Origin of the sequence: Erwinia pyri (genome assembly GCF_030758455.1) — a bacterium.
GTDB lineage: Bacteria > Pseudomonadota > Gammaproteobacteria > Enterobacterales > Enterobacteriaceae > Erwinia > Erwinia pyri.
The window spans coordinates 433,380-449,391 of sequence record NZ_CP132353.1; the positions used below are offsets into that span (position 1 = coordinate 433,380).

Genomic DNA, 16,012 nt, shown 5'->3' on the forward strand with positions numbered 1-16,012 from the left:
CAGCCCGATTGCGGAAGCTGGCATTGTAATAAAAACGATTCGCATTTACACTAAGATCAGAAAATGTACTGGAGTAGCAAAATGTACGTCTGCTTGTGTAATGCCGTCAGTGATAAAACAATTCGTGAAGTGGTTCGCCGTTACCAGCCCAAATCGATACAGCATCTTCGTCAACTGGTCCCGGTTGGCAAGCAGTGCGGCAAATGCATCCGCGCCGCGCGTGAAATAATGGACCATGAGCTACAGCACGTCCCGCAATACAAAGAGATTGCCTGATAATCTCCCTGCAATTTGTCATGCTTTTTTGACTTCCTTCAATCCGCATCTACGATCTACTTAACTGGAAGCGGAGGAAACAAAATGAAGGGCGATATAAAAATCATCAGTCATCTCAACAAATTGCTTGGAAATGAGTTAGTTGCTGTTAATCAGTATTTCCTGCACGCGCGGATGTTCAAAAATTGGGGGCTGATACGCTTAAACGATATCGAATACCATGAGTCTATCGATGAGATGAAGCATGCGGACAAATATATAGAACGCATCCTTTTTCTTGAAGGCATTCCCAATTTGCAGGATCTTGGCAGGCTGCGTATCGGGGAAGATGTGGAAGAGATGCTGAAGTCAGATTTGCAGCTTGAACTGGAGGGGGCAAGGGATCTCCGGGAAGCGATCGCCCATGCAGACAAAGTCCACGATTATGTCAGCCGGGATATGATGATTACCATTCTGGAAGATGAAGAGCATCATATCGATTTTCTGGAAACGGAACTCGACCTGATAAGCAAAATTGGCATACAGAATTATCTGCAGTCACAAATTAAAGTAGAAGAGTAATACAGGACAGAAAGATGCAGTTGTATAAATTTACGCCGCTGAAACAGAGACTTCAGCGGCGTTACTGTTTCTGAACCTGACTGATACCTCCTGTTTCCCATCCGCCTTCTTCAGCACCTCCGATAAACAGGTTGCTTTATGTGCTCAGGCACGTATAATGCGCGGGCTTGTCAGAAATGACGGCCCGGTTCAATCTGAACCGCAGGCGAGCAATCTGCTCACCTGACAATACTCCCGATAGGGGAGTTATGTGCAGACGATTACACTCACCCATCAATCGTAATGGGTATGAGTAGTAATCTTTTCGTTTATAAATAATTGGAGCTCTGGTCTCATGCAGAACCAAAGAATCCGTATCCGTCTTAAAGCGTTTGATCATCGTCTGATTGATCAATCAACTGCGGAAATCGTTGAGACTGCCAAGCGCACTGGTGCGCAGGTACGTGGTCCCATCCCGCTGCCGACCCGCAAAGAGCGTTTTACCGTTCTGATCTCCCCGCACGTCAATAAAGATGCGCGCGATCAGTACGAAATTCGTACTCACAAGCGTCTGGTTGACATCGTTGAGCCAACTGAAAAAACGGTTGATGCTCTGATGCGTCTGGATCTGGCTGCAGGTGTAGACGTGCAGATCAGCCTGGGTTAATCAGGTCATTGAGCGATTGAGAGGTTGAAACAATGATTGGTTTAGTCGGTAAAAAAGTGGGCATGACTCGTATCTTCACTGAAGATGGCGTTTCTATCCCAGTAACCGTGATTGAAATTGAAGCAAACCGCGTAACTCAGGTTAAGAGCCTGGAAAACGACGGCTACACTGCTATCCAGGTAACTGCCGGTGCTAAAAAAGCTAACCGTGTCACTAAGCCTGAAGCAGGCCATTTTGCTAAAGCTGGCGTTGAAGCTGGCCGTGGTCTGTGGGAATTCCGTACCGCTGAAGGCGCAGAGTTCACCGTAGGTCAGAGCATTAACGTTGATATTTTCGCTGACGTGAAAAAAGTTGACGTGACTGGTACATCTAAAGGTAAAGGTTTTGCCGGTACTGTTAAGCGCTGGAACTTCCGTACTCAGGATGCTACTCACGGTAACTCCTTGTCTCACCGCGTTCCGGGTTCTATCGGTCAGAACCAGACTCCGGGCAAAGTGTTCAAAGGCAAGAAAATGGCAGGCCAGCTGGGTAATGAGCGCGTAACCGTTCAGAGCCTGGACGTAGTACGCGTTGACGCTGAGCGCAACCTGCTGCTGGTTAAAGGTGCAGTTCCCGGTGCTACCGGTTGCGACCTGATCGTTAAACCAGCTGTGAAGGCGTAAGGGGATAGCAATGGAATTAGTATTGAAAGACGCGCAAAGCGCGCTGACTGTTTCCGAAACTACCTTCGGTCGTGATTTCAACGAAGCGCTGGTACATCAGGTTGTTGTTGCGTATGCAGCAGGTGCCCGTCAAGGTACTCGTGCTCAGAAGACCCGTGCTGAAGTTACTGGTTCCGGCAAAAAGCCGTGGCGCCAGAAAGGTACCGGCCGTGCGCGTGCAGGTTCTGTAAAGAGCCCAATCTGGCGTTCCGGTGGTGTATCCTTCGCTGCAAAGCCGCAGGACCACAGTCAAAAAGTTAACAAAAAGATGTACCGCGGCGCGCTGAAAAGCATCCTGTCCGAACTGGTACGTCAAGATCGTCTGATCGTTGTCGAGCAGTTCTCTATTGAAGCGCCTAAAACTAAGCTGCTGGTAGAGAAATTGAAAGACATGGCTCTGGAAGACGTGCTGATCATCACTGGCGAACTGGAAGAGAACCTGTTCCTGGCCGCTCGCAACCTGTACAAGGTTGACGTACGTGATGCAGCGGGTATCGACCCAGTTAGCCTGATCGCCTTCGACAAAGTCGTTATGACTGCTGACGCAGTTAAGCAAGTTGAGGAGATGCTGGCATGATCCGTGAAGAACGTCTGCTGAAAGTACTGCGCGCGCCGCACGTATCTGAAAAAGCGTCTGCTGCGATGGAAAAAACCAACACCATCGTTCTCAAAGTTGCTAAAGACGCGACCAAAGCAGAAATCAAAGCCGCTGTACAGAAGCTTTTCGAAGTGGAAGTAGAGGTCGTTAACACCCTGGTAGTTAAAGGGAAAGTTAAACGTTCCGGTCAGCGTATTGGTCGTCGTAACGACTGGAAAAAAGCTTACGTCACCCTGAAAGAAGGCCAGAATCTGGACTTCGTCGGCGGCGCTGAGTAAGTCGGAGGAGAAGAACAATGGCAGTTGTTAAGTGTAAACCGACATCTCCGGGTCGTCGCCATGTAGTTAAAGTGGTGAATGCGGAGCTGCACAAGGGCAAACCATTCGCCCCGCTGGTAGAAAAAAACAGCAAATCCGGTGGCCGTAATAACAATGGTCGCATCACTACCCGTCATATCGGTGGTGGTCACAAGCAGGCTTACCGTATTATTGACTTCAAACGCAATAAAGATGGTATCCCGGCAACCGTTGAACGTCTTGAGTACGATCCGAACCGCTCTGCGAACATCGCACTGGTTCTGTACAAAGATGGCGAGCGCCGTTACATCCTGGCCCCTAAAGGCCTGAAAGCTGGCGACCAGATTCAGTCTGGCGTTGATGCTGCGATCAAAGCGGGTAACACCCTGCCGATGCGTAACATCCCAGTGGGTTCTACCGTGCATAACGTAGAAATGAAACCAGGCAAAGGCGGACAGATTGCTCGCTCAGCTGGTGCTTACGTGCAGATCGTTGCGCGTGAAGGTTCCTACGTCACCCTGCGTCTGCGTTCAGGTGAAATGCGTAAAGTCGAAATCGACTGCCGCGCAACCCTGGGCGAAGTCGGCAACGCTGAGCACATGCTTCGCGTTCTGGGTAAAGCCGGTGCTGCTCGTTGGCGTGGTGTTCGTCCTACCGTTCGCGGTACTGCGATGAACCCAGTCGACCACCCACACGGTGGTGGTGAAGGTCGTAACTTTGGTAAGCACCCGGTAACCCCGTGGGGCGTTCAGACCAAAGGTAAGAAGACCCGCAGCAACAAGCGTACTGATAAATTTATCGTACGTCGCCGTAGCAAATAATTTTAGAGGATAAGCCATGCCACGTTCTCTCAAGAAAGGTCCTTTTATTGACCTGCACTTGCTGAAGAAGGTAGAGAAAGCGGTGGAAAGCGGAGACAAGAAGCCTTTGCGCACCTGGTCCCGTCGTTCAACGATCTTCCCTAACATGATCGGTTTGACCATCGCTGTCCATAATGGTCGTCAGCACGTTCCTGTCTTTGTATCCGACGAAATGGTCGGCCACAAACTGGGTGAATTTGCACCGACTCGTACTTATCGCGGCCACACGGCTGATAAGAAAGCCAAGAAACGCTAACAGGAGGAAGAGATGGAAACTATCGCTAAACATCGCCACGCTCGTTCTTCTGCTCAGAAGGTTCGCCTGGTAGCAGATCTTGTACGCGGTAAGAACGTGTCGCAGGCTCTGGACATTTTGACCTACACCAATAAGAAAGCGGCTGTACTGGTCAAGAAGGTTCTGGAATCTGCCATTGCTAACGCCGAGCACAACGATGGCGCTGACATTGATGATCTGAAAGTTACGAAGATCTTCGTAGACGAAGGCCCAAGCATGAAGCGCATTATGCCTCGTGCAAAAGGTCGTGCAGATCGCATCCTGAAGCGCACCAGCCACATTACTGTGGTTGTGTCCGATCGCTGAGACTCTGGAGACTAGCAATGGGTCAGAAAGTACATCCTAATGGTATTCGCCTGGGTATTGTTAAACCCTGGAACTCTACCTGGTTCGCCAATACCAAAGAATTCGCTGACAACCTGGACAGCGACTTTAAAGTACGTCAGTTCCTGACTAAAGAACTGGCTAAAGCGTCTGTATCTCGTATCGTTATCGAGCGTCCAGCTAAGAGCATCCGTGTGACTATTCACACTGCTCGCCCTGGTATCGTTATCGGTAAGAAAGGCGAAGACGTAGAAAAACTGCGCAAGGTCGTAGCGGATATCGCTGGCGTTCCTGCACAGATCAATATCGCTGAAGTCCGTAAGCCGGAACTGGACGCTAAATTGGTTGCTGACAGCATCACTTCACAGCTGGAGCGTCGTGTGATGTTCCGTCGTGCTATGAAGCGTGCTGTACAGAACGCAATGCGTCTGGGCGCTAAAGGGATCAAAGTTGAAGTTAGTGGCCGTCTGGGCGGTGCTGAAATCGCGCGTACCGAATGGTACCGTGAAGGCCGCGTGCCGTTGCACACCCTGCGTGCTGACATTGACTACAACACCTCTGAAGCGCACACCACTTATGGTGTAATCGGCGTTAAGGTATGGATCTTCAAAGGTGAGATCCTGGGTGGTATGGCTGCTGTTGAACAACCGGAACCGGCTGCTCAACCTAAAAAGCAGCAGCGTAAAAGCCGTAAGTAAGGAGAGTCGCTGATGTTACAACCAAAGCGTACAAAATTCCGTAAAGTGCATAAAGGCCGCAACCGTGGTCTGGCGCAGGGCACGGATGTTAGCTTCGGTACTTTCGGTTTGAAAGCTGTTGGCCGTGGTCGTCTGACCGCTCGTCAGATCGAAGCAGCACGTCGTGCTATGACCCGTGCAGTTAAGCGTCAAGGTAAAATTTGGATCCGTGTATTCCCGGACAAACCAATTACCGAGAAGCCGCTGGAAGTGCGTATGGGTAAAGGTAAAGGTAACGTGGAGTATTGGGTTGCCTTGATCCAGCCGGGTAAAGTCCTGTATGAAATGGACGGCGTTCCGGAAGAGCTTGCCCGTGAAGCATTCAAGCTGGCAGCAGCAAAACTGCCTATCAAAACCACCTTTGTAACTAAGACGGTGATGGAATGAAAGCAACAGAGCTGCGTGAAAAAAGCGTTGAAGAGCTGAACACTGAGCTGCTAAACCTGCTGCGTGAGCAGTTTAACCTGCGCATGCAGGCAGCATCCGGCCAGCTGCAACAGTCTCATCTGTTGAAGCAAGTGCGTCGTGATGTTGCACGCGTTAAGACTTTACTGACTGAGAAGGCGGGTGCGTAATGACCGATAAAATCCGTACTCTGCAAGGTCGTGTGACTAGTGACAAAATGGAGAAATCCATGACCGTTGCTATCGAACGTTTTGTGAAACACCCTATCTACGGTAAATTCATCAAGCGTACGACTAAACTGCACGTACATGACGAGAACAACGAATGCGGTATCGGCGACGTGGTAGAAATCCGCGAATGCCGTCCGCTGTCCAAGACTAAGTCCTGGACTCTGGTTCGCGTTATTGAGAAAGCTATTATGTAATCGGGCCTCAAGCCCGCTACAGGTTAGCGAAATTGCGATCGGTGGGTTTCCTGCCGATCGCATCTCTAAAGGAATATCCGGTGTCTTCTGACCCCGGATATTTTTTTGCCTCTTTTCTGGATCGCTCGCTCGGTTGAGTTCAAGTGCGGTTTACGCTGTACAGCCTTTATTCATCGCGCTTTACCGGCTGCTGAAGGCTTTGACAGAGATATCCAGTCAGGGGGAGGGAGCATATAAGGTTGTATCGGGCTACGGGGTTGTGTAGAATGCTGCGCTCGCCTGATTTTATCAAGTATCCCCATTAGTGTGATTATTTATCTATCCATAATTTGGAAGCGGTGTTATAATGCTGCGCCCTCATTTGTGGGGTTTTATATACGACCTGATTCAAGGTCCCGAAGTAGTAGTTGACATAAGCGGAGCACTGAAATGATCCAAGAACAGACTATGCTGACCGTCGCCGACAACTCCGGTGCACGTCGCGTAATGTGTATCAAGGTTCTGGGTGGCTCGCACCGTCGCTATGCAGGCGTAGGCGATATCATCAAAATTACCATCAAGGAAGCAATTCCTCGCGGTAAGGTTAAGAAAGGTGATGTGCTGAAAGCGGTAGTGGTGCGCACCAGGAAGGGTGTTCGTCGCCCGGACGGTTCTGTCATTCGCTTCGATGGCAATGCATGCGTTATTTTAAATAATAACAGTGAGCAGCCAATCGGTACGCGTATTTTTGGGCCGGTAACTCGTGAACTTCGTACTGAAAAGTTCATGAAAATTATCTCTCTGGCACCAGAAGTACTCTAAGGAGCGAAAAATGGCAGCTAAAATCCGTCGCGATGACGAAGTTATCGTGCTGACCGGCAAAGATAAAGGTAAGCGCGGTAAAGTTAAAAATGTCCTGTCTTCTGGCAAGGTCATTGTTGAAGGTATCAACCTGGTTAAGAAACATCAGAAGCCGGTTCCGGCCCTGAACCAACCAGGTGGCATCGTTGAAAAAGAAGCTGCTATTCAGGTTTCTAACGTTGCGCTTTACAACACTGCCACCGGTAAGGCTGACCGTGTAGGCTTTAGATTCGAAGACGGCAAAAAAGTCCGTTTCTTCAAATCTAACAGCGAAACTATCAAGTAATTTGGAGTAGTACGATGGCGAAACTGCATGATTACTACAAAGACGAAGTAGTTAAACAACTCATGACTGAGTTTAACTACATTTCTGTCATGCAAGTCCCTCGGGTCGAGAAGATCACCCTGAACATGGGTGTTGGTGAAGCGATCGCTGATAAGAAACTGCTGGATAATGCAGCAGCTGACTTAGCAGCAATCTCCGGTCAAAAGCCGTTTATCACCAAAGCACGCAAATCAGTTGCAGGCTTCAAAATCCGTCAGGGCTATCCGATCGGCTGTAAAGTGACTCTGCGTGGTGAACGCATGTGGGAGTTCTTTGAGCGTCTGATTTCTATTGCTGTTCCACGTATTCGTGACTTCCGTGGCTTGTCCGCTAAGTCTTTCGATGGTCGTGGTAACTACAGCATGGGCGTTCGTGAGCAGATCATCTTCCCAGAGATCGACTATGACAAAGTCGACCGCGTTCGTGGTTTGGATATCACCATTACCACTACTGCGAAATCTGATGATGAAGGCCGCGCACTGTTGGCTGCTTTTAACTTCCCGTTCCGCAAGTAAGGCAGGGTTACTGATGGCTAAGCAATCGATGAAAGCACGCGAAGTCGTTCGCGTGAAACTGGCTGACAAGTACCGCGCTAAACGCGAGGAACTGAAAGCTATCATTTCTAGTGTGAACTCATCCGACGAAGATCGTTGGAATGCTGTTCTCAAGCTGCAAACTCTGCCGCGTGATTCCAGCCCGTCTCGTCAGCGCAAGCGCTGCCGCCAAACTGGCCGTCCACATGGTTATGTGGGCAAATTCGGGTTGAGCCGCATCAAGTTACGTGAAGCCGCCATGCGCGGTGAAGTACCAGGCTTGAAAAAGGCTAGCTGGTAATTACCAATTGAATCACGGGAGTAAATACAGATGAGCATGCAAGATCCGATCGCGGATATGCTGACCCGTATCCGTAACGGTCAAGCCGCGAACAAAGTTGCGGTGACCATGCCTTCCTCCAAGCTGAAATTGGCAATTGCCAAGCTGCTGAAGGAAGAAGGATATATCGAAGAATTTAAAATCGAAGGCGACACCAAGCCAGAACTGGAACTGACTCTTAAGTATTTCCAGGGCAAGGCTGTGGTAGAAAGCATTCAGCGTGTTAGTCGTCCAGGTCTGCGCATCTACAAACGCAAAGACGAGCTGCCAAAAGTTATGGCAGGACTGGGTATCGCTGTTGTTTCTACCTCTAAAGGTGTTATGACCGATCGTGCAGCGCGCCAGGCTGGTCTTGGTGGCGAAATTATCTGCTACGTAGCTTAAGGAGGAATTTATGTCTCGTGTTGCTAAAGCACCTGTCGTGATTCCTGCCGGCGTAGAGGTAAAACTCGACGGTCAGGTTATTTCGATTAAAGGTAAAAACGGCGAGCTGACTCGTACTCTTAACGCTGCTGTAGAAGTAAAGCATGCTGACAACACCCTGACTTTCGCTCCGCGCGAAGGCTTCACGGATGGTTGGGCGCAGGCTGGTACTTCTCGTGCACTGTTGAACAGTATGGTTATCGGTGTTACCGAAGGCTTCTCTAAGAAGTTGCAGCTGGTTGGTGTAGGTTATCGTGCAGCCATTAAAGGCAACGCTGTGAGTCTGGCCCTGGGCTTTTCTCACCCTGTTGAACATGCGCTGCCTGCCGGAATCACTGCTGAATGTCCAACTCAGACTGAAATCGTGCTGAAAGGCGCTGATAAACAGCTGATTGGTCAGGTAGCAGCAGATCTGCGCGCCTACCGTCGTCCTGAGCCTTATAAAGGCAAGGGTGTTCGTTACGCCGACGAAGTCGTGCGTACCAAAGAGGCTAAGAAGAAGTAAGGTAACACTATGGATAAGAAATCTGCTCGTATCCGTCGTGCGACCCGCGCACGCCGCAAGCTCAAAGAGCTGGGTGCAACTCGCCTGGTGGTACATCGTACCCCGCGTCATATTTACGCACAGGTAATTGCTCCAAACGGTTCTGAAATCCTGGTTGCTGCTTCTACAGTAGAAAAAGCAATCGGTGAGCAACTGAAGTACACAGGAAACAAAGACGCCGCCGCAGCTGTTGGTAAAGCAGTCGCTGAGCGCGCAATCGAAAAAGGCATCACAAATGTTTCTTTCGACCGCTCTGGTTTCCAATATCATGGTCGTGTCCAGGCACTGGCAGATGCTGCCCGTGAAGCTGGCCTACAGTTCTAAGGTAGAGGTGTAAGATGGCACACATCGAAAAACAAGCTGGCGAACTGCAGGAAAAGCTGATCGCGGTAAATCGCGTATCTAAAACCGTTAAAGGCGGTCGTATCTTCTCCTTCACTGCTTTGACAGTGGTTGGCGACGGTAACGGTCGTATCGGTTTTGGTTACGGTAAAGCGCGTGAAGTTCCAGCAGCGATCCAGAAAGCGATGGAAAAAGCTCGTCGCAATATGATTAACGTCGCGCTGAACAACGGCACCCTGCAGCACCCTGTTAAAGGCGTGCACACTGGGTCTCGTGTGTTCATGCAGCCGGCTTCTGAAGGTACCGGTATCATCGCCGGCGGTGCAATGCGCGCCGTACTGGAAGTCGCTGGGGTTCATAACGTTCTGGCTAAAGCCTACGGTTCCACTAACCCGATTAACGTGGTTCGTGCAACGCTGGATGGCCTGGCCAACATGAATTCCCCAGAAATGGTCGCTGCCAAGCGTGGCAAATCCGTTGAAGACATTCTGGGGTAATGACCATGGCTAAGACTATTAAGATTACTCAAACCCGCAGTTCGATCGGCCGTTTGCCAAAACACAAGGCAACGCTGCTTGGCCTGGGTCTGCGTCGTATTAACCACACCGTAGAGCGTGAAGACACGCCAGCTGTACGCGGTATGGTTAACGCGATTTCCTACATGGTTAAAGTGGAGGAGTAACAGATGCGTTTAAATACTCTGTCTCCGGCCGAAGGGTCTAAGCACGCTCCTAAACGTTTAGGTCGTGGTATTGGTTCTGGCCTCGGTAAGACCGGTGGTCGTGGTCACAAAGGTCAGAACTCTCGTTCTGGCGGTGGCGTACGTCGCGGTTTCGAAGGTGGTCAGATGCCTCTGTACCGTCGTCTGCCGAAATTCGGTTTCACCTCTCGCAAAGCAGCAGTAACCGCAGAAGTGCGTCTGTCTGACCTGGCGAAAGTTGAAGGCGGTATCGTCGACCTGAACACGCTGAAAGCAGCTAACATTATCGGTATTCAGATTGAATTCGCTAAAGTTATCCTGTCTGGCGAAGTCTCTGCACCGGTAACGGTTCGCGGTCTGCGTGTCACTAAAGGCGCTCGTGCTGCAATCGAAGCTGCTGGCGGTAAAATTGAGGAATAAGTAGCAGATGGCTAAGCAACCAGGATTAGATTTTCAAAGTGCCAAAGGCGGTTTTGGCGAACTAAAACGCAGACTTCTGTTTGTGATTGGTGCGCTGATTGTTTTCCGTATTGGTTCTTTTATTCCGATCCCTGGTATTGATGCCACTGTACTTGCCAAACTGCTTGAGCAACAGCGTGGCACCATCATTGAAATGTTTAACATGTTCTCTGGTGGTGCTCTCAGCCGTGCTTCTATTTTTGCTCTGGGTATTATGCCGTATATTTCGGCCTCTATTATTATCCAGCTGCTGACGGTGGTTCATCCGGCGTTGGCAGAGATCAAAAAAGAAGGGGAGGCTGGCCGTCGTAAGATTAGCCAGTACACCCGTTACGGTACGTTAGTATTGGGTATATTTCAGTCTATCGGTATTGCTACCGGTCTGCCGAATATGCCTGGAATGCAGGGCCTGGTGTTAAACCCAGGCTTTGCTTTCTACTTTACTGCTGTTGTCAGCCTGGTCACAGGAACAATGTTCCTGATGTGGCTGGGTGAACAGATTACTGAGCGAGGTATCGGTAACGGTATCTCAATCATTATCTTCGCTGGTATTGTTGCGGGTTTGCCGCCGGCCGTTGGCCATACTATCGAGCAAGCAAGGCAAGGCGACCTGCACTTCCTCCTGTTGCTGTTGGTTGCAGTTCTCGTATTTGCAGTGACCTTCTTCGTTGTTTACGTTGAGCGTGGTCAACGCCGCATTGTGGTGAACTATGCGAAACGTCAGCAAGGCCGTCGTGTCTATGCTGCACAGAGCACACATTTACCGTTGAAAGTGAACATGGCTGGCGTTATTCCAGCAATCTTTGCTTCCAGCATTATTCTGTTCCCTGCGACCATTGCTTCCTGGTTCGGGGGCGGTACCGGTTGGAACTGGCTGACGACGATTTCGATGTATTTGCAGCCCGGACAACCGCTTTATGTGTTACTCTATGCGACTGCAATCATCTTCTTCTGTTTCTTCTACACTGCGCTGGTATTCAACCCGCGTGAAACAGCAGATAACCTGAAGAAGTCCGGTGCATTTGTACCAGGAATTCGTCCGGGAGAACAGACGGCTAAGTACATCGATAAAGTAATGACTCGCCTGACTTTGGTTGGTGCGCTCTACATTACTTTCATCTGCCTGATCCCGGAGTTCATGCGTGATGCGATGAAAGTCCCATTCTATTTCGGTGGTACATCACTGCTGATTGTGGTGGTTGTCATCATGGACTTTATGGCTCAAGTGCAAACTCTGATGATGTCCAGTCAGTACGAGTCTGCATTGAAGAAAGCAAACCTGAAAGGCTACGGCCGATAATCAGGCGCTTAAGAAGTTACGGAGAGTAAAAATGAAAGTTCGTGCTTCCGTCAAGAAATTATGTCGTAACTGCAAAATCGTCCGTCGTGATGGTGTCGTACGTGTGATTTGCAGCGCCGAGCCTAAGCATAAACAGCGTCAGGGCTAATATTTTTCTTGCAAAGTCGGGTTGAGCTGGCTAGATTAGCCAGCCAATCTTTTGTATGTCTATGCGTTTCCATTTGAGTATCCTGAAAACGGGCTTTTCGGCATGGGACGCATAAGTAATTTAATAGGAGTGCATAGTGGCCCGTATAGCAGGCATTAACATTCCTGATCATAAACATACTGTTATTGCATTAACTGCAATCTTCGGTATCGGCAAGACCCGTTCACAGGCTATCTGTGCAAATACGGGAATCGCTGAAAATGTTAAGATCAGTGAGCTGTCTGAAGAACAAATCGACATTCTGCGTGATGCAGTTGCAAAGTTTGTTGTTGAAGGCGATCTGCGTCGTGAAGTCACCCTGAGCATCAAGCGTCTTATGGACCTTGGCTGCTATCGTGGTTTACGTCATCGTCGTGGTCTTCCAGTGCGCGGTCAGCGTACCAAGACCAACGCACGTACCCGCAAGGGTCCGCGTAAACCGATCAAGAAATAATCGGGGTGATTGAATAATGGCAAAGGCACCAGTTCGTGCACGTAAGCGTGTAAGAAAGCAAGTCTCTGATGGCGTGGCTCATGTCCATGCGTCTTTTAACAACACCATCGTGACTATTACCGATCGTCAGGGTAACGCGTTGGGTTGGGCAACAGCCGGTGGTTCCGGTTTCCGTGGTTCTCGTAAGTCCACTCCGTTTGCAGCTCAGGTTGCTGCCGAGCGCTGTGCCGACGCCGTGAAAGAGTACGGTATTAAGAACCTGGAAGTTATGGTTAAGGGTCCAGGTCCAGGCCGCGAATCAACGATTCGTGCTCTGAACGCTGCTGGTTTCCGCATCACGAATATTACTGATGTGACTCCGATCCCTCACAACGGTTGTCGTCCGCCGAAAAAACGTCGCGTATAACGCCCGTTTTTTAGGAATGTTGGAGAAAGAAAATGGCAAGATATTTGGGTCCTAAGCTCAAGCTGAGCCGTCGCGAAGGTACCGACCTCTTTTTGAAGTCAGGCGTTCGCGCGATTGATACCAAGTGTAAGATTGAACAAGCTCCTGGTCAGCACGGTGCGCGTAAACCGCGTCTGTCTGATTACGGCGTACAGTTACGTGAAAAGCAGAAAGTTCGTCGTATGTACGGCGTGCTGGAGCGTCAGTTCCGTAACTATTATAAAGAAGCAGCACGTCTGAAAGGCAACACGGGTGAAAACCTGTTAGCTCTGCTGGAAGGTCGTCTGGATAACGTTGTTTACCGTATGGGCTTTGGCGCCACTCGTGCAGAAGCACGTCAGCTGGTTAGTCATAAATCTATCATGGTAAATGGTCGCGTTGTCAGCATCGCTTCTTATCAGGTAACTCCGAATGACGTTGTTAGCATCCGTGAGAAAGCCAAAAAGCAGTCTCGCGTGAAAGCCGCTCTGGAGCTGGCTGAACAGCGTGAAAAGCCAACCTGGCTGGAAGTTGATGCGACTAAGATGGAAGGTGTGTTCAAACGTATTCCTGAACGTACCGATCTGTCTGCGGACATTAACGAACACCTGATCGTCGAGCTTTACTCCAAGTAAAGCTTAGTACCAAAGAGAGGACACAATGCAGGGTTCTGTGACAGAGTTTCTAAAACCGCGCCTGGTAGATATCGAGCAAGTGAGTTCGACGCACGCCAAGGTGACCCTTGAGCCTTTAGAGCGTGGCTTTGGCCATACTCTTGGTAACGCACTGCGCCGTATTCTGCTTTCATCAATGCCGGGTTGCGCGGTGACCGAGGTTGAAATTGATGGTGTACTACATGAGTACAGCACCAAAGAGGGCGTACAGGAAGATATCCTGGAAATCCTGCTCAACCTGAAAGGGCTGGCGGTAAGAGTTCAGGGGAAAGATGAAGTTATCCTTACCTTGAATAAATCTGGCATTGGCCCTGTGACTGCAGCCGATATCACCCATGATGGTGATGTCGAAATCGTCAAGCCGCAGCACGTGATCTGCCACCTGACTGATGAGAACGCCGCTATTAGCATGCGTATCAAAATTCAGCGTGGTCGTGGTTATGTGCCGGCTTCTGCCCGAATTCATTCGGAAGAAGATGAGCGCCCGATCGGTCGTCTGTTGGTCGACGCCTGCTATAGCCCTGTAGAGCGTATTGCCTACAATGTTGAAGCAGCGCGTGTAGAACAGCGTACTGACCTGGACAAGCTGGTCATCGAAATGGAAACCAACGGCACTATTGATCCTGAAGAAGCGATCCGCCGTGCGGCTACCATCCTGGCAGAACAACTTGAAGCTTTCGTTGACTTACGTGATGTTCGTCAGCCGGAAGTTAAAGAAGAGAAACCAGAATTCGATCCGATCTTGCTGCGCCCTGTTGACGATCTGGAATTGACTGTCCGCTCTGCTAACTGCCTTAAGGCAGAAGCTATCCACTACATCGGTGATCTGGTACAGCGTACCGAGGTTGAGCTGCTTAAAACGCCTAACCTTGGTAAAAAATCTCTTACTGAGATTAAAGATGTGCTGGCTTCTCGTGGTCTGTCACTGGGCATGCGCCTGGAAAACTGGCCACCCGCTAGCATCGCTGATGAATAACCCGATCACAGGTTAAGGTTTCACTGAGAAGGATAAGGTCATGCGCCATCGTAAGAGTGGTCGTCAACTGAACCGCAACAGCAGCCATCGCCAGGCTATGTTCCGCAACATGGCTGGCTCTTTGGTTCGTCACGAGATTATCAAGACGACCCTGCCAAAAGCGAAAGAGCTGCGTCGTGTAGTTGAGCCGCTGATTACTCTTGCCAAGACCGACAGCGTAGCTAATCGTCGTCTGGCATTCGCCCGTACTCGTGATAACGAGATCGTGGCAAAACTGTTTAACGAGCTGGGCCCGCGTTTCGCGAGCCGTGCCGGTGGTTACACTCGCATTTTGAAGTGTGGCTTCCGCGCTGGTGACAACGCTCCGATGGCTTACATCGAGCTGGTTGATCGTCCAGAAGCTCAAGCAGAAGCTGTAGCAGAGTAATCTGTTGCACTAAGGAAAAAACCGGGCTTGCCCGGTTTTTTTATATCTGAAATTCCCCTCACTCTTTTCCCGCGCTATTCTGTTTATTCTCAATCATGGTAGTGAGGTCATTATTATGTGGCTAATCGATCAATTAGTAGAGCAGCACATCGCTGAAGCACAAAAAAATGGCGATCTGGATAACCTCTCTGGCAGCGGCAAAAAGCTGCAGCTCGACGATGACAGCCATGTTCCGCAGGAACTTCGCGCAGCTTACCGTTTAATGAAGAACTCGGGTTATCTCCCTCCTGAACTTGAAATGCGGCGGGAGGCTGTCGAGCTTGATCAATTACTTGCGGGCATCGATCCACAAGATCATCGTTATGAGCAGCACGTAAAGCGTCTTTTACTGCTTGAGGTTAAACTTCAGCAGGCTGGTATGAGTACGACATTTCTGCGGGGCGACTACGCAAACCGGGTCAATCACCGCTTCAGTGGAGATGAATAATGTTTAAAATCGGGCAGCTGGCTAAATTGGCCGAGGTCACCCCTGATACCATTCGTTATTACGAAAAGCAGCAGATGATGGATCATGAAATTCGTACTGAAGGCGGTTTTCGGCTTTATAGCGATAACGATCTTCAGCGGCTGAAGTTTATTCGCTATGGCAGACAGCTTGGCTTTAGTCTGGAAGCCATCAGAGAACTGCTCTCTATTCGTGTTGATCCTGAACATCACACCTGTCAGGAGTCTAAAACGATCGTGCAGTCCCGACTGAGTGAAGTGGAGGGCATGATTGCAGAACTACAGAATATGCAGCGGTCGCTGAAGAGACTAAATGATGCCTGTTGCGGAACCGCACACAGCAGCGTCTACTGCTCTATTCTTGAAGCGCTGGAGAAAGGGGACGTTGCTTCAATGGGTTGATTTATTCCGCCGCAGGACCTATATTTCGCCGACAA

The 16,012-nt window shown here is 49.8% G+C and carries 32 protein-coding genes; all 32 read left to right on the top strand.

Annotation, left to right across the window (positions count from 1 at the left end; translation table 11 throughout):
- The first annotated feature begins 81 nt into the window (after window positions 1–81).
- On the top strand, window positions 82–276 hold the full coding sequence (bfd, locus tag Q3V30_RS01990; RefSeq protein ID WP_306209983.1) for a bacterioferritin-associated ferredoxin: 195 nt from the start codon (window positions 82–84) through the stop codon (window positions 274–276).
- 84 nt (window positions 277–360) lie between these two features.
- Window positions 361–837 (top strand): bacterioferritin, encoded by a 477-nt coding sequence (bfr, locus tag Q3V30_RS01995; RefSeq protein WP_306209985.1) that lies wholly within the window; start codon window positions 361–363, stop codon window positions 835–837.
- 334 nt (window positions 838–1,171) lie between these two features.
- Window positions 1,172–1,483 carry a 30S ribosomal protein S10 gene (gene rpsJ, locus Q3V30_RS02000; RefSeq protein ID WP_001181005.1) on the top strand — a complete coding sequence of 104 codons (312 nt, stop codon included), beginning with the start codon at window positions 1,172–1,174 and terminating at the stop codon, window positions 1,481–1,483.
- Between the two features lie 32 nt (window positions 1,484–1,515).
- Window positions 1,516–2,145 (top strand): 50S ribosomal protein L3, encoded by a 630-nt coding sequence (gene rplC / locus Q3V30_RS02005; protein ID WP_306209997.1) that lies wholly within the window; start codon window positions 1,516–1,518, stop codon window positions 2,143–2,145.
- 10 nt (window positions 2,146–2,155) lie between these two features.
- On the top strand, window positions 2,156–2,761 hold the full coding sequence (rplD, locus tag Q3V30_RS02010; protein ID WP_306210000.1) for a 50S ribosomal protein L4: 606 nt from the start codon (window positions 2,156–2,158) through the stop codon (window positions 2,759–2,761).
- A complete protein-coding gene (gene rplW / locus Q3V30_RS02015) occupies window positions 2,758–3,060 on the top strand; it encodes a 50S ribosomal protein L23 (RefSeq protein ID WP_105595770.1) in 303 nt (100 codons plus the stop codon). Before rplD ends, rplW begins: the two co-directional genes overlap by 4 nt.
- A gap of 17 nt (window positions 3,061–3,077) precedes the next feature.
- Window positions 3,078–3,899 (top strand): 50S ribosomal protein L2, encoded by an 822-nt coding sequence (gene rplB, locus Q3V30_RS02020; protein WP_306210004.1) that lies wholly within the window; start codon window positions 3,078–3,080, stop codon window positions 3,897–3,899.
- Between the two features lie 16 nt (window positions 3,900–3,915).
- Complete coding sequence (gene rpsS / locus Q3V30_RS02025) at window positions 3,916–4,194, top strand: 30S ribosomal protein S19 (protein WP_013204132.1); 279 nt, start codon at window positions 3,916–3,918, stop codon at window positions 4,192–4,194.
- 12 nt (window positions 4,195–4,206) lie between these two features.
- A complete protein-coding gene (gene rplV / locus Q3V30_RS02030; protein ID WP_013204131.1) occupies window positions 4,207–4,539 on the top strand; it encodes a 50S ribosomal protein L22 in 333 nt (110 codons plus the stop codon).
- 17 nt (window positions 4,540–4,556) lie between these two features.
- Window positions 4,557–5,255 (top strand): 30S ribosomal protein S3, encoded by a 699-nt coding sequence (gene rpsC / locus Q3V30_RS02035; protein WP_306210007.1) that lies wholly within the window; start codon window positions 4,557–4,559, stop codon window positions 5,253–5,255.
- A 12-nt stretch (window positions 5,256–5,267) separates the two neighbouring features.
- Entirely contained in the window at window positions 5,268–5,681 is a 414-nt protein-coding gene (rplP, locus tag Q3V30_RS02040; protein ID WP_306210009.1) for a 50S ribosomal protein L16, read from the top strand.
- Window positions 5,678–5,869: a 50S ribosomal protein L29 gene (gene rpmC, locus Q3V30_RS02045; protein WP_013204129.1), complete on the top strand. Its 192-nt coding sequence runs from the start codon at window positions 5,678–5,680 to the stop codon at window positions 5,867–5,869. The genes rplP and rpmC overlap by 4 nt, the downstream gene beginning before the upstream one ends.
- Window positions 5,869–6,123 carry a 30S ribosomal protein S17 gene (gene rpsQ / locus Q3V30_RS02050; RefSeq protein WP_306210012.1) on the top strand — a complete coding sequence of 85 codons (255 nt, stop codon included), beginning with the start codon at window positions 5,869–5,871 and terminating at the stop codon, window positions 6,121–6,123. The genes rpmC and rpsQ overlap by 1 nt, the downstream gene beginning before the upstream one ends.
- A gap of 429 nt (window positions 6,124–6,552) precedes the next feature.
- On the top strand, window positions 6,553–6,924 hold the full coding sequence (rplN, locus tag Q3V30_RS02055) for a 50S ribosomal protein L14 (RefSeq protein ID WP_015960712.1): 372 nt from the start codon (window positions 6,553–6,555) through the stop codon (window positions 6,922–6,924).
- A gap of 10 nt (window positions 6,925–6,934) precedes the next feature.
- Complete coding sequence (rplX, locus tag Q3V30_RS02060) at window positions 6,935–7,249, top strand: 50S ribosomal protein L24 (protein WP_020322770.1); 315 nt, start codon at window positions 6,935–6,937, stop codon at window positions 7,247–7,249.
- Window positions 7,250–7,263: 14 nt separating this feature from the next.
- On the top strand, window positions 7,264–7,803 hold the full coding sequence (gene rplE, locus Q3V30_RS02065; RefSeq protein WP_306210017.1) for a 50S ribosomal protein L5: 540 nt from the start codon (window positions 7,264–7,266) through the stop codon (window positions 7,801–7,803).
- Window positions 7,804–7,816: 13 nt separating this feature from the next.
- On the top strand, window positions 7,817–8,122 hold the full coding sequence (gene rpsN / locus Q3V30_RS02070; protein WP_004160578.1) for a 30S ribosomal protein S14: 306 nt from the start codon (window positions 7,817–7,819) through the stop codon (window positions 8,120–8,122).
- Window positions 8,123–8,152: 30 nt separating this feature from the next.
- The gene (gene rpsH / locus Q3V30_RS02075) at window positions 8,153–8,545 is read left to right on the top strand and encodes a 30S ribosomal protein S8 (protein ID WP_147200079.1); all 393 of its coding nucleotides are present in this window, start codon (window positions 8,153–8,155) and stop codon (window positions 8,543–8,545) included.
- 10 nt (window positions 8,546–8,555) lie between these two features.
- Window positions 8,556–9,089, top strand: a complete 534-nt coding sequence (gene rplF, locus Q3V30_RS02080; RefSeq protein WP_306210021.1) for a 50S ribosomal protein L6 — start codon at window positions 8,556–8,558, stop codon at window positions 9,087–9,089.
- Between the two features lie 9 nt (window positions 9,090–9,098).
- Window positions 9,099–9,452, top strand: a complete 354-nt coding sequence (gene rplR / locus Q3V30_RS02085) for a 50S ribosomal protein L18 (RefSeq protein ID WP_306210023.1) — start codon at window positions 9,099–9,101, stop codon at window positions 9,450–9,452.
- Window positions 9,453–9,466: 14 nt separating this feature from the next.
- A complete protein-coding gene (gene rpsE / locus Q3V30_RS02090) occupies window positions 9,467–9,967 on the top strand; it encodes a 30S ribosomal protein S5 (protein ID WP_004160571.1) in 501 nt (166 codons plus the stop codon).
- A gap of 5 nt (window positions 9,968–9,972) precedes the next feature.
- Complete coding sequence (gene rpmD, locus Q3V30_RS02095; RefSeq protein WP_004160569.1) at window positions 9,973–10,152, top strand: 50S ribosomal protein L30; 180 nt, start codon at window positions 9,973–9,975, stop codon at window positions 10,150–10,152.
- Window positions 10,153–10,155: 3 nt separating this feature from the next.
- On the top strand, window positions 10,156–10,590 hold the full coding sequence (gene rplO / locus Q3V30_RS02100) for a 50S ribosomal protein L15 (protein ID WP_128178044.1): 435 nt from the start codon (window positions 10,156–10,158) through the stop codon (window positions 10,588–10,590).
- A gap of 7 nt (window positions 10,591–10,597) precedes the next feature.
- Complete coding sequence (gene secY, locus Q3V30_RS02105) at window positions 10,598–11,929, top strand: preprotein translocase subunit SecY (protein ID WP_306210028.1); 1,332 nt, start codon at window positions 10,598–10,600, stop codon at window positions 11,927–11,929.
- 31 nt (window positions 11,930–11,960) lie between these two features.
- Window positions 11,961–12,077 (top strand): 50S ribosomal protein L36, encoded by a 117-nt coding sequence (rpmJ, locus tag Q3V30_RS02110; RefSeq protein WP_020322760.1) that lies wholly within the window; start codon window positions 11,961–11,963, stop codon window positions 12,075–12,077.
- A gap of 136 nt (window positions 12,078–12,213) precedes the next feature.
- Window positions 12,214–12,570 (top strand): 30S ribosomal protein S13, encoded by a 357-nt coding sequence (gene rpsM, locus Q3V30_RS02115; protein ID WP_306210031.1) that lies wholly within the window; start codon window positions 12,214–12,216, stop codon window positions 12,568–12,570.
- Between the two features lie 16 nt (window positions 12,571–12,586).
- The gene (gene rpsK, locus Q3V30_RS02120; RefSeq protein WP_034899652.1) at window positions 12,587–12,976 is read left to right on the top strand and encodes a 30S ribosomal protein S11; all 390 of its coding nucleotides are present in this window, start codon (window positions 12,587–12,589) and stop codon (window positions 12,974–12,976) included.
- 32 nt (window positions 12,977–13,008) lie between these two features.
- Window positions 13,009–13,629, top strand: coding sequence for a 30S ribosomal protein S4 (gene rpsD, locus Q3V30_RS02125; protein ID WP_024966594.1), 621 nt, complete (start codon window positions 13,009–13,011; stop codon window positions 13,627–13,629).
- A gap of 25 nt (window positions 13,630–13,654) precedes the next feature.
- Window positions 13,655–14,644 (top strand): DNA-directed RNA polymerase subunit alpha, encoded by a 990-nt coding sequence (locus Q3V30_RS02130; RefSeq protein WP_034899656.1) that lies wholly within the window; start codon window positions 13,655–13,657, stop codon window positions 14,642–14,644.
- Window positions 14,645–14,684: 40 nt separating this feature from the next.
- Entirely contained in the window at window positions 14,685–15,071 is a 387-nt protein-coding gene (gene rplQ / locus Q3V30_RS02135; RefSeq protein ID WP_004160560.1) for a 50S ribosomal protein L17, read from the top strand.
- 115 nt (window positions 15,072–15,186) lie between these two features.
- Window positions 15,187–15,558 carry a DnaJ family domain-containing protein gene (locus Q3V30_RS02140; protein ID WP_306210036.1) on the top strand — a complete coding sequence of 124 codons (372 nt, stop codon included), beginning with the start codon at window positions 15,187–15,189 and terminating at the stop codon, window positions 15,556–15,558.
- Window positions 15,558–15,977: a Zn(2+)-responsive transcriptional regulator gene (gene zntR / locus Q3V30_RS02145; RefSeq protein ID WP_306210039.1), complete on the top strand. Its 420-nt coding sequence runs from the start codon at window positions 15,558–15,560 to the stop codon at window positions 15,975–15,977. The genes Q3V30_RS02140 and zntR overlap by 1 nt, the downstream gene beginning before the upstream one ends.
- The last annotated feature ends 35 nt before the right edge of the window (window positions 15,978–16,012 follow it).

Excerpts from the sequence above, each read along its gene's own strand:
- bfd (WP_306209983.1), top strand. The coding sequence starts at position 82 with ATGTACGTCTGCTTGTGTAATGCCGTCAGTGATAAAACAATTCGTGAA.
- bfr (WP_306209985.1), top strand. The coding sequence starts at position 361 with ATGAAGGGCGATATAAAAATCATCAGTCATCTCAACAAATTGCTTGGA.
- rpsJ (WP_001181005.1), top strand. The coding sequence starts at position 1,172 with ATGCAGAACCAAAGAATCCGTATCCGTCTTAAAGCGTTTGATCATCGT.
- rplC (WP_306209997.1), top strand. The coding sequence starts at position 1,516 with ATGATTGGTTTAGTCGGTAAAAAAGTGGGCATGACTCGTATCTTCACT.
- rplD (WP_306210000.1), top strand. The coding sequence starts at position 2,156 with ATGGAATTAGTATTGAAAGACGCGCAAAGCGCGCTGACTGTTTCCGAA.
- rplW (WP_105595770.1), top strand. The coding sequence starts at position 2,758 with ATGATCCGTGAAGAACGTCTGCTGAAAGTACTGCGCGCGCCGCACGTA.
- rplB (WP_306210004.1), top strand. The coding sequence starts at position 3,078 with ATGGCAGTTGTTAAGTGTAAACCGACATCTCCGGGTCGTCGCCATGTA.
- rpsS (WP_013204132.1), top strand. The coding sequence starts at position 3,916 with ATGCCACGTTCTCTCAAGAAAGGTCCTTTTATTGACCTGCACTTGCTG.
- rplV (WP_013204131.1), top strand. The coding sequence starts at position 4,207 with ATGGAAACTATCGCTAAACATCGCCACGCTCGTTCTTCTGCTCAGAAG.
- rpsC (WP_306210007.1), top strand. The coding sequence starts at position 4,557 with ATGGGTCAGAAAGTACATCCTAATGGTATTCGCCTGGGTATTGTTAAA.
- rplP (WP_306210009.1), top strand. The coding sequence starts at position 5,268 with ATGTTACAACCAAAGCGTACAAAATTCCGTAAAGTGCATAAAGGCCGC.
- rpmC (WP_013204129.1), top strand. The coding sequence starts at position 5,678 with ATGAAAGCAACAGAGCTGCGTGAAAAAAGCGTTGAAGAGCTGAACACT.
- rpsQ (WP_306210012.1), top strand. The coding sequence starts at position 5,869 with ATGACCGATAAAATCCGTACTCTGCAAGGTCGTGTGACTAGTGACAAA.
- rplN (WP_015960712.1), top strand. The coding sequence starts at position 6,553 with ATGATCCAAGAACAGACTATGCTGACCGTCGCCGACAACTCCGGTGCA.
- rplX (WP_020322770.1), top strand. The coding sequence starts at position 6,935 with ATGGCAGCTAAAATCCGTCGCGATGACGAAGTTATCGTGCTGACCGGC.
- rplE (WP_306210017.1), top strand. The coding sequence starts at position 7,264 with ATGGCGAAACTGCATGATTACTACAAAGACGAAGTAGTTAAACAACTC.
- rpsN (WP_004160578.1), top strand. The coding sequence starts at position 7,817 with ATGGCTAAGCAATCGATGAAAGCACGCGAAGTCGTTCGCGTGAAACTG.
- rpsH (WP_147200079.1), top strand. The coding sequence starts at position 8,153 with ATGAGCATGCAAGATCCGATCGCGGATATGCTGACCCGTATCCGTAAC.
- rplF (WP_306210021.1), top strand. The coding sequence starts at position 8,556 with ATGTCTCGTGTTGCTAAAGCACCTGTCGTGATTCCTGCCGGCGTAGAG.
- rplR (WP_306210023.1), top strand. The coding sequence starts at position 9,099 with ATGGATAAGAAATCTGCTCGTATCCGTCGTGCGACCCGCGCACGCCGC.
- rpsE (WP_004160571.1), top strand. The coding sequence starts at position 9,467 with ATGGCACACATCGAAAAACAAGCTGGCGAACTGCAGGAAAAGCTGATC.
- rpmD (WP_004160569.1), top strand. The coding sequence starts at position 9,973 with ATGGCTAAGACTATTAAGATTACTCAAACCCGCAGTTCGATCGGCCGT.
- rplO (WP_128178044.1), top strand. The coding sequence starts at position 10,156 with ATGCGTTTAAATACTCTGTCTCCGGCCGAAGGGTCTAAGCACGCTCCT.
- secY (WP_306210028.1), top strand. The coding sequence starts at position 10,598 with ATGGCTAAGCAACCAGGATTAGATTTTCAAAGTGCCAAAGGCGGTTTT.
- rpmJ (WP_020322760.1), top strand. The coding sequence starts at position 11,961 with ATGAAAGTTCGTGCTTCCGTCAAGAAATTATGTCGTAACTGCAAAATC.
- rpsK (WP_034899652.1), top strand. The coding sequence starts at position 12,587 with ATGGCAAAGGCACCAGTTCGTGCACGTAAGCGTGTAAGAAAGCAAGTC.
- rpsD (WP_024966594.1), top strand. The coding sequence starts at position 13,009 with ATGGCAAGATATTTGGGTCCTAAGCTCAAGCTGAGCCGTCGCGAAGGT.
- Q3V30_RS02130 (WP_034899656.1), top strand. The coding sequence starts at position 13,655 with ATGCAGGGTTCTGTGACAGAGTTTCTAAAACCGCGCCTGGTAGATATC.
- rplQ (WP_004160560.1), top strand. The coding sequence starts at position 14,685 with ATGCGCCATCGTAAGAGTGGTCGTCAACTGAACCGCAACAGCAGCCAT.
- Q3V30_RS02140 (WP_306210036.1), top strand. The coding sequence starts at position 15,187 with ATGTGGCTAATCGATCAATTAGTAGAGCAGCACATCGCTGAAGCACAA.
- zntR (WP_306210039.1), top strand. The coding sequence starts at position 15,558 with ATGTTTAAAATCGGGCAGCTGGCTAAATTGGCCGAGGTCACCCCTGAT.